The sequence below is a fragment of the Acinetobacter sp. SH20PTE14 genome (genome assembly GCF_021391555.1).
Taxonomy (GTDB): domain Bacteria; phylum Pseudomonadota; class Gammaproteobacteria; order Pseudomonadales; family Moraxellaceae; genus Acinetobacter; species Acinetobacter amyesii.
In genome coordinates this window covers 1,012,196-1,027,897 of record NZ_CP090067.1, presented here as the reverse complement: position 1 = coordinate 1,027,897, position 15,702 = coordinate 1,012,196, and the positions used below count along the sequence as shown (strand labels likewise).

Sequence of the window (15,702 nt, the reverse complement as noted above, 5' to 3'; positions counted from 1 at the left end):
AAAATATTTCTTCTCGAACCTTCAAATTTAGACCCATAAATGTGATAAAAATCACTCTTTATGATATTGCATGACCTCTAATTCTTGAGGCACATGATCATGCTGCAACCATGGGTATGCTGTTAGAAACAAACCGAAAATAAGCGGAAATTCATAAACTTCTTCGATGAAATCTTTATAAGCCAAATCGTACAAAAATATAAAACTAAGACTTCGACTATGCTCAACTGCATCAGAAATAAATAAGCCCAATATCACCAAGCCGAATGGCCAAATTGGCAAAGCCAAGGTTTTTAGTTTATGTACAATTTCTTGACGCAAATAAGGCGAAAACAGCATAAAGACGACTGGTGCAATCATGAATACCGAAATTAAACGAAAATACGGTTTAGGCACATCAGGAAAATAGTCACGCCCCCAACTAATACTGCGACCAAATAGCAACAACCACCATGCGACAGCCCACAACCAAAATTGTTTCTTTCCATCTTGCATTTCAAGTGGTCGAATATAGAAAAAAGTATAAATCGCAAAAAACAGCAATAACAATGCTTGGACCGATTCAACTGCTGTAACAGTCATTCCATCAAATAAAGGAAAAGAGATACTTTGTAAAACAGGAAAAAGTAAACAGCAGATCATCAGCACCAATACACTGACTGGTAACTGAAAATCAAATTTCAAAGGGAGACTCCGCCTAAAGGGCAAGTTCAATAAAAAAGCAATGTGAACACAAAATACACAATCCTTTAAGCTTGCTTTAAGTTTAAGATTCAAACTTGAAGGATAAATTTTTATTATTTTATTTTAAATCTTTGTATTTTTTATAATTTATTAATCTCTATCCTATTACCAAGCGATTGCGCCTGCTTACTTACCATTTAAGTTTCAACATACGTTTAGCTTGCGCTACAGTAGTGTCTAATACCAATAATAAGAAACACTATATGAATTTTGAACTACTAAACTAAGAATCCACTACCCTCATAAGCATGAAACATCTAAGTGCAAATTTATATATTTACATTTACGTATAATTAATCGATTAAACATAACCAAGAAGACCTACTAATTCTTCAAACAATAAAAACGCCCCTAAACCATAAGCTTAGGAGCGTTTTGAACTGCGTTCAGAAATTAGATTTTAGATACTAATTCTGGAACTACAGTGTTCAAATCACCCACTAACCAGTAGTCAGCTACTGAGTTAATTGGCGCTTCTTCATCTTTGTTGATCGCAACGATCACTTTAGATTCTTTCATACCTGCCAAGTGCTGAATCGCACCAGAGATACCAACAGCGATGTACAAGTCAGGAGCAACGATTTTACCTGTTTGACCCACTTGCATATCGTTTGGTACGAAACCAGCATCAACTGCTGCACGAGATGCGCCTTGCGCAGCACCAAGCTTGTCCGCTAATGGATCAAGAACAGTGTGATAGTTTTCACCTGAACCAACACCGCGGCCGCCTGAAACAACAATACGCGCAGCTGTTAATTCTGGACGTTCAGATTTCACGATTTCTTCAGAAACGAACTTAGAAATACCAGCATCACCAGTAGATGCAACAGCTTCAACTGCAGCAGAACCGCCTTCAGCTGCTACAGCATCAAATGCAGTACCACGAACAGTCGCAACTACAACAGACTCGCCAGACTCTACAGTTGCAATCGCGTTGCCTGCATAGATTGGACGTTTGAAAGTTTTAGGACCTTCAACAGCAATGATGTCAGTGATCATGCTTACGTCAAGTAGCGCAGCAGCACGTGGAAGTACGTTTTTGCCCGTTGTCGTAGAAGCAGCAAGGATGTGAGTGTAACCCGCACCGATAGAAGCAACTAGTTTAGCAACGTTTTCAGCCAATTGATTTGCATAAGCTGCATCATCAGCAAGCAATACTTTGCTCACACCAGCAACTTTAGCAGCTTGGTCAGCAACTGCTTGAGCGCCTGAACCAACTACTAATACAGTGATATCACCACCGATTTTTTGCGCTGCAGCAACAACGTTAAGAGTTGCACCATTTAGTGCTTTGTTGTCGTGCTCAGCGATAACTAAAATACTCATGATTTTTATCCTTCTGTATTAGATCACTTTCGCTTCGTTTTTCAATTTATCTACAAGCTCGTCTACAGACTTCACTTGTACGCCCGCTTTACGTTCTGCAGGAGCTTCAACTTTAACAGTTTTAAGCTTAGTCGCAGGTGAAACGCCATAATCAGCAGGTGACTTAGTATCAAGCGGTTTTTTACGCGCTTTCATGATGTTTGGAAGAGCAGCATAACGTGGCTCATTCAAACGCAAGTCAGTAGTGATAATTGCAGGAAGTGCAAGTTCAACAGTTTGTAAACCACCGTCAATTTCACGAGTCACTTGTACTTTGTCGCCTTCAACTTTAACTTCTGAAGCGAAAGTACCTTGGCCAGCACCTAAAAGCGCGCCAAGCATCTGACCAACTTGGTTAGAGTCATCATCAATTGCTTGTTTACCAAGAAGGATCAATTGAGGTTGTTCAGCGTCTACAACACCTTTTAGGATTTTTGCAACTTCAAGTGCACCTAACTGGCTGTCGTCAGCTTCAACAAGGATACCGCGGTCTGCACCAAGCGCCATAGAAGAACGGATTTGTTCTTGAGCTTCTTTAGGACCAATAGAAACAACAACGATTTCTGAAACAGTTCCTTTTTCTTTTAAACGAACCGCTTCTTCCACTGCGATTTCACAGAATGGGTTAATTGACATTTTAACGTTCGTTAAGTCAACACCACTGTTGTCCGGCTTAACGCGAACTTTAACGTTGGCATCAACCACACGTTTTACAGCAACAAGAGCCTTCATGTAATCCTCGGCTGTTTTAGCAAATGTAAATGTTGAGAAAAGTTATATTAACTCTTCACTTTAAATTTTTTAGGTGCCCTATCTTGCAATGTGTACGGCATTTCGGTCAAGTCACAATTATCGAAAGACCTGTAAAAAAGCGTAATTTCCTTGAACTTATCGTTCACATTTTTTAGAGAATGGTTCAGTTATCTAAAAAAACGCATTATTCAGTTATTTTTTAAGCATTGATTTTTATTATTTTTTTACTTGATTTAGCTCATCAAAAGATCTGATTTAATATCAATTTTCGATCAATCTTTCTGAAATAGAGCTTTCCCTCTACACATTCGGCAACATATCTAAACTTGTCATTTAAGATAGAAGCATAATGAATTTAGCGTTCATTTCACTTTTCCGAAGCTAATTGGTGGGTTTTTCTCTCTTTCTTATTCTTAATATGTGTCGATATTCACCACATATAAAAAAACCTCCGCCTTCACGAAGGTTTTAGTTAAGGCAATTATTTCTATTTACATTTGCTGTTTTTAATTGGCAATTAACCACGTCGCAGCAAGAGCCAATAAACCGCCTGATGTACCATCGATCCACTTTTGTTTGCGTTCATCAATTTGAGTTTTTTGTGTAATACGTGCAAAGACCACACTTAAACTACAATACACCACAAAAATCAGCCCAATAAAAATGAAGGACAAAATCAAACCTTGACTCACGGTATTCGCTGATTTATCGATAAATTGCGGCAAAATTGCAAAATATATCAACATTCCTTTTGGGTTCAGTAAAGCCGTAAAAAAGCCTTTTTTAATCGGGTTGGACGCTGACTTTTTCTCAATACTTAATTTTTTACTGCTAAATACTGAACGCAGCAAATGTGTTGCCAAATATAAAAGATAAGCAATCCCCAACCAGCGGATTGTTTCAAACAGTAGTGGAAATGACACGATAATCGCAGCAATACCCAATGCCACTAAAATCGAGTGAACCAAATAACCTGAGCACACCCCCACTGTTGCCATCATGCCTGCTTTTGCATCCTTACCCATCACTTGTGACAGGATAAAAAGCATATCGGGTCCTGGTGTGAAAATAAGGGGAATTACCGTTAAGGCAAACAAAGCAAATACAGACATTTCAATTTTCCCTTTCTATGTCCTGAAAGTGAAATTAGTATGTTTGAATCGCTTTAAAATAGGATATCAAATATTCTATAATAGATATTATTTTTAGAATTATATTCTATTTTATGAAGACATCTTCTAAGTCAATTCTAGTTAAACTAGATCGTATTGATAAAAATATCATTCGCGCACTTCAAAATAATGGCCGCATGCAAAATAATGACTTAGCCAAGGAAATTGGACTCTCGCCTTCTTCTTGTTTACGTCGGGTCAAATTACTCGAAGAAGCAGGTGTGATTCAGAATTACACCACCGTGGTCGATCCACAAAAGATTGGCTTTCAATTGATTTTATTCTCTCGTATTTGGCTGACTGGGCAAGATGCTGAAACCATCGATACTTTTATCGAAGCGATGAAAGAACTTCCTCAAGTCATGGAGTGCTACATTATTTTGGGTGAGTGCGATGCAATGCTCAAAGTAGTGGTGCCTGACCTAGAAAGTTACCGTAAATTTCAGTCTACTCACTTAACCAAGAAAAATGGCATCACCAGTGTAAAGACTGATTTACCAAGCCAAATCATCAAACAAAGCTTCCAGTTACCGCTAGAAGATTTATAAACAGAAATTGGTCTGCCAAGGAACAACTCAATCATTAGAAACGACGAGGCTGATAATACAAGCTTGGCAATGTAGTAACGCAGTTATTCACAGCCTCGAATGCAAATACCTAGCTATGCGGTATTTACTTATATTTTAAGCAAAGAAAAATAATGATTTGCGGCAAATGAACGAACACAATCTAAGGAACCTTTGAGATTAATTTCTTAAACAAGAATACGACTGATTGGATTTACAGGCTCTCGCTATCAAAACTGAGCGAATTGATTACTGAACAGCAAAATGGGTTTACATTTAGAGATTTTGTTTAGCATCATAAGTTTTGCAAAGACGTCCACTAGCTTATCTCAAATGTTCATTTGAAAGCTTAAAACTAAACGAGGTAGACACTTTAACGCTCTGCTCATAAGCATCACAACATGTCATGGTGCGGGTGATATAAGGGCTAAACATCCAAAACCAATGAAGATAGCCCATGAGTTGTTTATTTGACCAATGGTTTAGGCTGGCTGTTTTTCCAAAAAGTCACGATGGATGTGGCTTAGGTCAATAAGTTCATACTTTGCCAAATCAAAAATACGCCAAATGGTGAGGGCATCTTCTTTACTGTCAAATTTAGCAGTTGCTTTATTGGTAAGCTGCCATTGTTTATCCGAAATCCAAATAAAGTATTGGCCCGTCGCCGCATTAAACGCCTGAACTTTACCATCGGCATTAATCCCTTGTAGCTGCGCACCTTCAGGCAATACAGCTTCTACTTCAGGCAAACTGATTTCAACAAAGTGTTTGATCTGGCGTAAGCCGTATCCTGCAAAAATTTCTTTTTGCTGACCATTTAACTGGTCATATTTTTCTTGAATATCTGAAATCATGGTATGGCCTATATATTTTTAACGGTACAGCAATTTAGTAAATGGCGAATTTCACTTCAGCACTTACGTCAATTCAATAATGGACAATTTTTATACCCGATAATTTGAATTTTTATAATGCGACAATAGTTCAAAATGTCGGTCAATTTTACCAATATTTTTTCACATCCTTATTTAATTTTCATGAAGTAGACCACTTTAGGATACAAAATGTAAAATCTAGCCTGTAAATTTAAGCAAAATTTAGACCACTGAGTACCAAAGTCGTTTTTGCAATTGTTACGAATCTTTATGCTGTGCCCTTGGATGGGCCTGATCATAAACTTGTGCCAATCGATCAAAATCCACATGGGTATAAATTTGTGTAGTGGTTAAATTACTATGCCCCAACATTTCTTGTACAGCACGCAAGTCACCGCTATTGGACAACATATGGCTAGCGAAGCAATGTCGTAATAAATGCGGATGTAAATCGACATTTACACCTGCACGTCGAGCTTGAAATTTAACTCGATTTTCTATTTGTCTTACCCCTAGTGGATTGCCTTTTTGAGTGATAAAAACTTGGGCTTCTGGGACAAAATCACCATGCCATGCAGGATATAATTGCAACCAATGCATCACAGCCTCTTTGGCTTTAGAACCGAAAGGTACAATGCGCGTTTTATTCCCTTTACCCGTAATACGTAACAGTTGGCGATTAAAATCAATATCTCGAATGGTTAAGCCCTGCACTTCAGCCAAACGTAAACCACTTGAATATAGCAGCTCCAAAATCGCTTTATCACGTATCCAAAGCTGCCGTTGAGTTTCACTTTCTGGCTCAGGCTGTTCCATGATTTGTTTAATGGTTTCAATATCGACCAATCCAGGTAAAGGACGTGATTGGCGTTTGAGCTGAAAATCATCTGCAGGATTAAAATTGAGATAATTTCCTTGTTCTGCCCATTTCATAAATTGGCGTATCGAAGATAACATGCGCTGCAAACTACTTGGACTGAGCTGAAACTGTTCCACTTTATGAGCAACAAATTCACGCAGATCTGACTTTTCAACATCATGCAGTGGCAAGTTGCGTATTGTACAAAATTGGAGAAAATCACTGACATCACGCTCATACGCTTGCAATGTATGTTTAGACTGATTTTGAATTTCACGTTCCTTCAACCACATAGTCAGTAGTTGACTCTGATCCATCGTCATCTGTCTTCTCCCATTTCAACATGTGCTTTAGCGTTGCAGTACGTTCACTAAAGCGATTTTACATATCTATTTTATGAAAAGAGTCTAGCAAAGAACCCCTTAGGCTTACCATCAACACGTTGGTAAAAAGCTTGCGTTTCATTAAGCAAATACCCTTCTACACCATCCACACTGTGTGGATTGACATGGATTAAATCCACTGGGCATTGCTCTTTTAAACTATCCTGTGTGATACGACCAATTTTACTGTGCAAATTTTGAATTTGTTGTTCAGATAACCCTGCTTCTAAATCTAGTCCGATCAACAAAGTTGGTGAATCATCTCGAGCTTCATTCAGCATTTGCGCCAAATAAGCAGCTTTTACCACACGCTCTGTACCCAAAAAAATGCTTAATTGATCAATCATAAACTGCGGATATTCCACCGGCTGACCAATTAAAACTTCCGTATCTTCCGTAACTTCATAGTTTTCTGAGGGCTGAATATACTGCCCGTTCAGCAAATGTTGAATTTCTTCTGGTACAAAGTCCTTCGTCGCATCAGATGATTGTGGATTCAATACAAGCCTTGCCCCAATGGTCATTTCAAATAATGCCTTGGTTGGTAGCCGGATATACGACTCCTCTTCAGATATTGCCAACCGCATTTTTTCCAAGGACGTAAAAAACGGGATGGCGCAATAATAAGTCTCATCTTCCCATGATTTCAATTGAACGCTGTCGCCTTCATCCAAGATCAAAGCTTCGGCAATACGTGAATCACGTCCCCCTGTTGTTCCCACACAATACACATTGGCCGCTAATAATTGAGCTAAAAATTCGGGTCGATACGCAGGTTCATGTAAAGCTTTATGAAAAAGTTGCTCTAAGATTTCTTCTTTTATTTCTTCGTTTATTTGTTCCATGTTGATTCCAATCCCATTGAATTATAATTTTTTATTCACTTTTTATTTTATGAAAAAAGCCCTGAATGAATCAGGGCTTGGAGTTTAACCTTGGAAGTAACTTAAATCTAAGCGTCCTTCGTAAACTGTTGCGGTTGGTCCGGTCATCCAGACCACACCACCTTCTTGCCACTCAATTTGCAGCTTACCACCTGCCAACTCTATTTCGACCGAATTGGCTAATAAACCACGACGCATACCTGATACTGCCGCTGCACAAGCACCTGTACCACAGGCCATAGTTTCACCGACACCACGTTCAAATACACGTAAGCGTGCATGTTTCTCATCCAAAATTTGCATAAAGCCAGCATTTACTCGCTGTGGAAAACGCTCATGCGATTCGACTTGTGGACCAATTTTAGCAACGTCTGCGGTAATGACATCAGGAACGATCGTCACTGCATGCGGATTACCCATACTCACCACATCAATGGTGAGTTGTTCATTATTCGCTAATGCAATGTCGTATAAGTTTTCAGGCTCTTCAGCAATAAATGGTATTTCATCCGGCAAAAAGCGTGGATAACCCATATTAACGCGCACCCAACCATTCGCACCTAATTCAGGCTCTACGATACCTGACTTGGTTTGTACTTTGATTTTGGTTTTGCTGGTCAACTTACGTTCATGCACAAAGCGTGCAAAACAACGTACGCCATTACCACATTGTTCAACTTCCGAACCATCTGCATTAAAAATACGATATTTAAAATCGACATTGGGTAAATCAGGTGGCTCTACAATCAAAAGCTGATCAAAACCAATACCAAAATGACGGTCGGCCAAACGCTGAATCGTCACTGTATCTAAATAAGCCCGTTGGCTAATTAGATCGACCACCATAAAGTCATTGCCAAGGCCATGCATTTTGGTAAATTCTAATAACATCTCGAATTTCTCCTTAAGGCAATAAACGTTCACGTTCCCATAATGATTCAATGGTTTCACGCTCACGAATCAAATGAGACTGATCACCATCAACCATCACTTCAGCAGCACGTCCGCGGCTGTTGTAGTTTGAGCTCATGACAAAACCATAAGCACCCGCACCCAATACTGCAAGCACGTCATTTTCTTGAATCGCCAACTGACGTTGCTTACCAAGGAAATCACCGGTTTCGCAAATCGCGCCAACAACATCCCAGTCTTTCTTATCTGTATCAGTACGAGGCGTTACTTCCTGAATATCCATCCATGCTTCATATAAAGCAGGACGGATTAAGTCGTTCATAGCAGCATCAATAATGGCAAAATTACGATGATTGGTCGGTTTGAGCAAATCAACTTTAGTTAACAACACACCTGCATTTGCAGAAATACTACGCCCCGGCTCCATATATACCTTAAGGCCTAATTTTTCTAATGCCGGACGCATTGCCTGAGCATATTCTTCAACGGTTGGCGGAACTTCGTCTTTGTACGTTACGCCTAAACCACCACCAATATCGATGTGTTTTAGATGAATACCCATCTCTTTCAGTTGATTGATCATCACAATGACACGATCAAGTGCATCAACAAAAGGCTGAGTTTCAGTCAACTGTGAGCCGATATGACAATCAATCCCGATAATCTCAAGATTTGGCAATGATGCCGCATAAGCATAAGTTTCAAAAACACTGTCTGAAGGAATACCGAATTTATTTTCTTTTAAACCCGTAGAGATATAAGGATGGGTTTTAGCATCCACATCTGGATTTACACGCAATGAAATCGGTGCTTTCTTACCCATTGCCGCAGCAACTTTTTGGATTCGATCCAACTCTGCATGTGATTCAACGTTAAAACATGCAATACCCACGTCCAATGCTTTTTGGATATCGGCTTCAGTTTTACCCAAACCTGAGAATACAATTTTAGAAGCTTCACCACCGGCTTTTAATACACGTGCGAGTTCACCACCCGTCACGATATCAAAACCAGCGCCTTGCTTGGCAAGTACGTTTAACACCGCAAGATTAGAGTTTGACTTTACCGCAAAACAAATTTGATGGTCGATAAAGCTAAATGCACGATCCATATCTGAATAATGCTTTTCAAAAGTAGCTTTTGAATAAACATAAAGCGGTGTGCCATATTGCTGTGCAAGCTGTTGTAAAGAACATTGCTCTGCATGCAATACCCCATTCGTACGGGTGAAACTCATGAAAGTATCCTTTCTATAAAAGCATTAAGGTGTAGGGTTAGAATTTGATGATTCCAATTCAGTGGCAACAGGAGCCGCTTGTTTTTCCTGCTTTTGCTGTGCAGGCGTATCTGGATAAATCAGATATTTAGCGCGCTTATCTGCATTTGCATCTGAAGGTAAATGCAATGCACCAGACTGACCACAAGCGGTCAGCAGCACAGCACTTGCTAATACAATAATTTTATAATTCATAAAACGATACATAAACGTACCTAATGAAAAGATTTTTCCGAGTATAACGTGATCAACCCGCGGATAAAAGAAAAGCCCTGTAATTCCAAGTGAGCTTTTTGCCATTCTGCACTAAATTTAAGCAAAATTTGATGGTGCTGTTTTCAATCCTTATTTGTCTTTATTTCTAGCTCGATCAGGCTATTGATTTCACTGAAATAGCTTATCAATTTGAATGCTGTTTAATACAAATCGAAACGCTAATAAACAGTCTGTTTTAACTTAAAATAAATCCATATTCAAATAAAAAAGCTGCCCCCTCAGGAGCAGCTTTTTATGTTTTTACATCATTTCAAAAATGTAAATTAATGGTGCTTTGTCTTATAAAAACCGAAATAACCAATAATCAAAATGATGAACCAAATTGGGCTCACCATGAGCGCTTTCATGGTATCTGCTTCTAATGACAAAACATAAATCATGCCGATGAAGAAGATAATCACGAGCCAGCAAGTATATAAGCCACCTGGTAATTTAAAGGTTGACTTCGCATGTAACTCAGGACGAGTTTTATAGTAAACGATATAGCTCCAGATAATCATGAGCCATACACAGATAAATAAAATCGTCGAAAGTGTGGTTGCTAAAGTGAAGGCTTCAACCGTGTTCGGAACGAAATACTGTAATGCAGCACCCAACAGCAAACAAACTGCCGAGAAATATAACGCATTTGCCGGAACTGCACGTGAGTTTAGACGGCCAAACGCTTTTGGACCTTGCTCTTCACGAGATAAACCAAACAACATACGTGAAGTCGAGAACACACCACTATTCATCGATGACATAACTGATGACAACACCACCAAGTTCATAATAATCGCAGCAGCAGCAATACCGGCTTGGCTAAACAAGTTCACGAATGGTGAAATGCTTGGGTCAATGGCATTCCATGGCGTAACAGACATCACAATCACAAGTGCAAGCACATAGAAAATAATGATACGAATCGGAATCGAGTTCACAGCTTTAGGCAAGTTGTGTTCTGGATCTTTGGTTTCTGCTGCCGTAGTACCAACGAGTTCTACGCCGACAAAGGCAAAAATGGCGATCTGGAAACCTGCCAAGAAGCCAGTTACTCCTGTTGGGAATAGACCACCATGTGACCATAAATGTGTGAATGATGCGATTTCACCTGTCGATGAGGTAAAACCGGTAAAGATCATCCAAAGACCGACACCAATAAGCACCACGATTGCAATAATCTTAATCAGTGCAAACCAGAACTCTAATTCACCAAAAAGTTTAACCGTAACAAGGTTTAACCCCATGATAAAGACAATGGCGGCAACACTGATCATCACCCCTTCTTCGGGCGAGAACGGGTTACCTCCATTAAAGAATTGCAGGTAATAAATGATGGCCGATAAATCAGCAATCCCTATAGTGATCCAGCACAGCCAATAGGTCCAACCCACAAAATAGCCTGCCCACGGGCCAATTAAGTGGGTTGCAAAATCGATAAAAGATTTATATTCAAGATTTGATAGTAATAACTCGCCTAATGCACGCATGACGAGGAAAACCATAAAACCAATAATCATATAGATAATAAGGATGGACGGACCAGCTAAACTGATGGTCTTTCCTGACCCCATAAATAAACCTGTACCAATCGCACCACCAATCGCAATCAATTGCAGGTGTCGGTTGGACAAGCTTCGTTTCAAATCGCCGCTATCAGCGTGCGATCCATGAATTTCATTTGACATTATTTAATTCAACTTCGCGTTCCAATTGCGACAAATTAACGTAAAAATTTCAGAAAATACAAAATTATTTCTCATCATCTATATTTTCGGATTAAGTGACAAAGTTAATTTATTTTTCTTATATATAAAAATCTTAGCGCCAGTTCACATTTTAAAGCGACTAATAAAACAACAATTTACTTGTAATAACTTAAATTTTATGCAAAAAATATTTTACCAACGATAAAAATTTATGCCAAAAATCATGGAAGTTTCTAACAATGGCATATCAATTGCTACAGATATCAAAAATGTAGCATTCACTCACTCAGGGCCGATAAGAAGAAGATACTATGCAAGAAATTCAAAATATCATGGAAACACTCAGTGGATGGGTCTGGGGCCCGTACATGTTGGTCCTCATTGTCGGAACAGGTGTATTCCTCACCTTCCGACTACTTTTCTGGCAATTTCGCATGTTGCCTTTCGCATTCAAACAAGTCTTTGGCAAGCATCCTAAAGCCAATCAACATGATGGCGATATTTCTCATTTCGCCTCACTTATGACCGCACTTTCTGCCACCATTGGTACAGGTAATATTGCCGGTGTAGCCACCGCTTGTGTGCTCGGTGGTCCGGGCGCAGTGTTTTGGATGTGGATAACCGCGCTCTTTGGTATGGCAACCAAATATGGTGAAGGTGTACTCGCTGTGAAGTTTCGTCATAAAAATGAAAATGGCGAAATGAACGGTGGTCCAATGTATTACATCGAACGTGGACTTGGACCTAAGTGGAAATGGTTGGCAGTGGTATTTGCCCTATTTGGTACTTTGGCATCCTTTGGTATTGGTAGCTCAGTACAGTCCAACACTGTCGCGCTTGCTGTGGAAAACAGCTTAGGGATCAGCACACTCACCACTGCAATCGTCATCACCATATTCTCTGCCCTCGTTATTTTAGGCGGCATCAAATCCATTTCAAAAGCCTCTTCATTTATTGTTCCAATTATGGCGGTAGGTTATGTATTGGGTGGCTTAATCATTATTTTCAACAACCTTGAATTGGTGATTCCTGCACTAAAAATGATCTTTAGCTATGCATTTACGGGCGAAGCTGCTGTGGGTGGTGCGATTGGTGCCGCGATTCGTTATGGTGTGGCACGTGGTGTATTCTCTAATGAAGCAGGTATGGGCTCAGCACCCATTGCCGCTGCGGCTGCAAAAACTGACCATCCAGCACGTCAAGGTCTTGTCTCTATGACAGGTACGTTCTTAGACACCATCATTGTTTGCTCAATTACAGGTATCGTACTGGTGATGGGCTTCATCATGGCGGGACAAAGCTTTGGTGATCAAACGGGTGCCGTACTGACGATTAGTGTTTTTGACAAACTACTGCCAGGCTTCGGTGGTTGGGTCGTGACTTTCGGTATTATTTTCTTCGCTTATTCAACCATTCTGGGTTGGAGCTATTATGGTGAAAAATGCTGTACATACCTCTTAGGTGAAAAGTCAGTACTGATTTATCGAATTATTTACATCGCATCAGTCTTTGTCGGCTGTGTCGTAACACTTGATCTCGTTTGGTTATTTGCCGATACCTTTAACGGTTTGATGGCTGCACCAAACTGTATTGCACTGTTATTGCTCTCAGGCATCATTGTGAAAGAATCGAAAGATTTTATTGAACGTCGTAAATCAGGTGAGTTGTACTAATACCTCCATCCTGCTCAACAAAAAGCCACGTGAATTCACGTGGCTTTTTTATTCGGACTGAAAATCAATATTTACTTATTGAATCGTACCAATTTGACCATCATCAAATTTGTCGTTTTTCGTGTTGCTTTCATTGGCTGCTTCATCTTTTGGATCTGCTTCAGCATCTTCAATAAAGCCTTCACCAAATTGGTCACCAAACTCATTTTCAGCATATTCAGAATCTACAGCACTAACTTCCATCAGATCAGCTTCGATTTCTAGGGCAATTTCCAAGGATAAAGAAAAGAACAATACCCCCTGAATTTTCATGTTCCCTTGTTCATCTTCAAGATATTCACTGAGAGTTTTATATGCAGGGCTGCTTTCATCAAAAGGTACGTCAAGGTATAAATCACCTGTATAGCTATCGATTAAAGACTCACCTTCTAGCCCCATACAAGGGAAATAGTCGATATTTTGCAGGTCAAACCAGTGCATAACATCATTACGCACCGTATTTTTTTCAGGATGTTGATGATCATATTCTTCAAAATGCACAAATAACACATCACGATTTTTTTCACGTGCGATGGCATCGATATGTCGTAATAGTTCAGTCATGTTGTGACCCATTTCAAAAAATATAATGCGCTATTATAAAGTGCTTACTATGTAAAAGTGCAGCTATAGAAAATAAAACGACATCAATTGACCTTCATCAGTCATTTCATGCGATAAAAACTTGGTTTTTCGATGTATTCACCGCTATGCTGTGACTCAATTTGAGTTTGTGCACAGTAAATATTATGGCGAAAGCAAAAAGTGTCTATCGATGTGAACAATGTGGTGCTGATCATCCCAAATGGGCCGGTCAATGTACCGAATGTGGTGAATGGAATTCATTAGTCGAAGTCAGTATTGCACCCGCTGTTACACACCGTGCGCAGCCTAAAATGGGCGGTGGCTATGCAGGTCAAGCCGCTGCTGTGACTACCTTAAATCAAGTTTCCGTTTCGCATGAAACTCGAATGGCAACAGGTATTGGTGAATTTGACCGTGTGCTCGGTGGTGGACTGGTCACAGGTTCAGTTGTACTCATCGGTGGTGACCCCGGCATTGGTAAATCCACTATTTTGCTACAAACCGCAACCTATATGGCGGCGAGTAAAAGTTCTGCCTTATATGTCACTGGTGAGGAATCTTTGTCTCAAGTGGCTCTACGTGCCCAGCGCCTAGATTTGCCGACCGATCAACTCAAAGTCATGGCCGAAACCTGTGTCGAGCGTATTTGTGAAGTTTTGGCACATGAACGCCCTGCCGTTGCCATTTTAGATTCGATCCAAACCCTATACACCGAGACACTCCAGTCTGCGCCGGGCGGTGTTTCCCAAATTCGTGAATCGGCTGCACTCCTGACTCGCTTTGCCAAAAATAGTGGCACTGCACTGTTTATTGTCGGTCACGTAACGAAAGAAGGTTCTTTGGCAGGCCCTCGCGTGCTTGAGCACATGGTCGATTGTGTTTTGTATTTTGAAGGTCAGTCTGACTCTCGCTTCCGTATGATTCGTGCGGTCAAAAACCGTTTTGGTGCGGTCAACGAGCTTGGTGTATTTGGCATGACTGATAAAGGTCTGCGCGAGGTATCAAACCCTTCCGCTATTTTCCTGAGTCGTTATGATCAAGCCATTCCGGGTTCCATTGTCATGATTAGCCGTGAAGGTACACGCCCACTTTTAGTTGAAGTTCAGGCTTTGGTGGATGATGCGCATGGACAACCTCGACGCGTGGCCTTAGGTTTAGAACAAAACCGTTTAAACATGCTTTTAGCCGTTATGCACCGTCATGGTGGCGTACAAACCGCTGGACAAGATGTCTATGTCAATGTCGTGGGTGGTTTAAAAATCACAGAAACAGGTTCTGACCTTGCGGTACTTTTAGCTTGTGCCTCTAGCTTAAGAGCTAAAGCCCTGCCACAACATTTGGCAGTATTTGGGGAAGTCGGACTTTCAGGCGAAATCCGTCCTGTACCCAATGGACAGGAACGACTTAAAGAAGCCATTAAGCATGGTTTTAAAACCATTATTTTACCGCGTGGGAATGCACCGCAAAAACCCATTTCAGGTGTAGAAATTATTTCTGTCGCACGTTTACATGAGGCGTTGAGTCAGGCAATTACGCTGACCGATGAGTCTTAGTTACGTTGAATCGTTTATTTTGAATGAATTTTCAATTTTTTACCGATGTTCTATTGAAATTCAGTACAAATGGCGGCATAACTAGATGGCTATTTTAAT

Annotated in this window: 15 protein-coding genes; 3 read left to right on the top strand and 12 right to left on the bottom strand. The window is 40.2% G+C overall.

The features are described from left to right. Positions 1–51: 51 nt before the first annotated feature. From LXF01_RS05060 to LXF01_RS05045, 4 genes are all read right to left on the bottom strand, one after another. Positions 52–684 (bottom strand): hypothetical protein, encoded by a 633-nt coding sequence (locus LXF01_RS05060; RefSeq protein WP_233945122.1) that lies wholly within the window; start codon positions 682–684, stop codon positions 52–54. Positions 685–1,137: 453 nt separating this feature from the next. After that, positions 1,138–2,070 (bottom strand): electron transfer flavoprotein subunit alpha/FixB family protein, encoded by a 933-nt coding sequence (locus tag LXF01_RS05055; protein ID WP_233945121.1) that lies wholly within the window; start codon positions 2,068–2,070, stop codon positions 1,138–1,140. A gap of 18 nt (positions 2,071–2,088) precedes the next feature. Further along, a complete protein-coding gene (locus tag LXF01_RS05050; protein ID WP_078192067.1) occupies positions 2,089–2,841 on the bottom strand; it encodes an electron transfer flavoprotein subunit beta/FixA family protein in 753 nt (250 codons plus the stop codon). A 527-nt stretch (positions 2,842–3,368) separates the two neighbouring features. Then, positions 3,369–3,974, bottom strand: a complete 606-nt coding sequence (locus LXF01_RS05045) for a LysE family translocator (RefSeq protein ID WP_180023307.1) — start codon at positions 3,972–3,974, stop codon at positions 3,369–3,371. 113 nt (positions 3,975–4,087) lie between these two features. Here LXF01_RS05045 and LXF01_RS05040 point away from each other — a divergent pair, with 113 nt between their 5' ends. Next, positions 4,088–4,582, top strand: a complete 495-nt coding sequence (locus LXF01_RS05040) for an Lrp/AsnC family transcriptional regulator (RefSeq protein WP_078190405.1) — start codon at positions 4,088–4,090, stop codon at positions 4,580–4,582. Positions 4,583–5,082: 500 nt separating this feature from the next. Here LXF01_RS05040 and LXF01_RS05035 read toward each other — a convergent pair whose 3' ends face one another. From LXF01_RS05035 to LXF01_RS05005, 7 genes are all read right to left on the bottom strand, one after another. Then, on the bottom strand, positions 5,083–5,454 hold the full coding sequence (locus LXF01_RS05035; RefSeq protein WP_218948070.1) for a hypothetical protein: 372 nt from the start codon (positions 5,452–5,454) through the stop codon (positions 5,083–5,085). Positions 5,455–5,733: 279 nt separating this feature from the next. Then, complete coding sequence (locus LXF01_RS05030) at positions 5,734–6,657, bottom strand: tyrosine recombinase XerC (RefSeq protein ID WP_180003344.1); 924 nt, start codon at positions 6,655–6,657, stop codon at positions 5,734–5,736. Between the two features lie 71 nt (positions 6,658–6,728). Beyond that, positions 6,729–7,562 carry an enhanced serine sensitivity protein SseB C-terminal domain-containing protein gene (locus LXF01_RS05025; RefSeq protein WP_233945120.1) on the bottom strand — a complete coding sequence of 278 codons (834 nt, stop codon included), beginning with the start codon at positions 7,560–7,562 and terminating at the stop codon, positions 6,729–6,731. Between the two features lie 84 nt (positions 7,563–7,646). After that, entirely contained in the window at positions 7,647–8,492 is an 846-nt protein-coding gene (gene dapF, locus LXF01_RS05020) for a diaminopimelate epimerase (protein WP_233945119.1), read from the bottom strand. 13 nt (positions 8,493–8,505) lie between these two features. After that, on the bottom strand, positions 8,506–9,750 hold the full coding sequence (lysA, locus tag LXF01_RS05015) for a diaminopimelate decarboxylase (protein ID WP_233945118.1): 1,245 nt from the start codon (positions 9,748–9,750) through the stop codon (positions 8,506–8,508). A gap of 24 nt (positions 9,751–9,774) precedes the next feature. Continuing rightward, positions 9,775–9,984, bottom strand: coding sequence for an LPS translocon maturation chaperone LptM (lptM, locus tag LXF01_RS05010; RefSeq protein ID WP_373684687.1), 210 nt, complete (start codon positions 9,982–9,984; stop codon positions 9,775–9,777). Between the two features lie 344 nt (positions 9,985–10,328). Further along, positions 10,329–11,732, bottom strand: coding sequence for an amino acid permease (locus LXF01_RS05005; protein WP_233945117.1), 1,404 nt, complete (start codon positions 11,730–11,732; stop codon positions 10,329–10,331). 332 nt (positions 11,733–12,064) lie between these two features. On the opposite strand from LXF01_RS05005, the gene LXF01_RS05000 reads away from it, so the two are divergent. Beyond that, a complete protein-coding gene (locus LXF01_RS05000) occupies positions 12,065–13,426 on the top strand; it encodes an alanine/glycine:cation symporter family protein (RefSeq protein WP_233945116.1) in 1,362 nt (453 codons plus the stop codon). Between the two features lie 75 nt (positions 13,427–13,501). Here the strand turns inward: LXF01_RS05000 and LXF01_RS04995 are convergent, their stop codons facing one another. Further along, positions 13,502–14,029: a hypothetical protein gene (locus LXF01_RS04995; protein WP_326489499.1), complete on the bottom strand. Its 528-nt coding sequence runs from the start codon at positions 14,027–14,029 to the stop codon at positions 13,502–13,504. Between the two features lie 185 nt (positions 14,030–14,214). On the opposite strand from LXF01_RS04995, the gene radA reads away from it, so the two are divergent. Next, a complete protein-coding gene (gene radA / locus LXF01_RS04990; protein ID WP_233945115.1) occupies positions 14,215–15,603 on the top strand; it encodes a DNA repair protein RadA in 1,389 nt (462 codons plus the stop codon). Positions 15,604–15,702 lie beyond the last annotated feature (99 nt).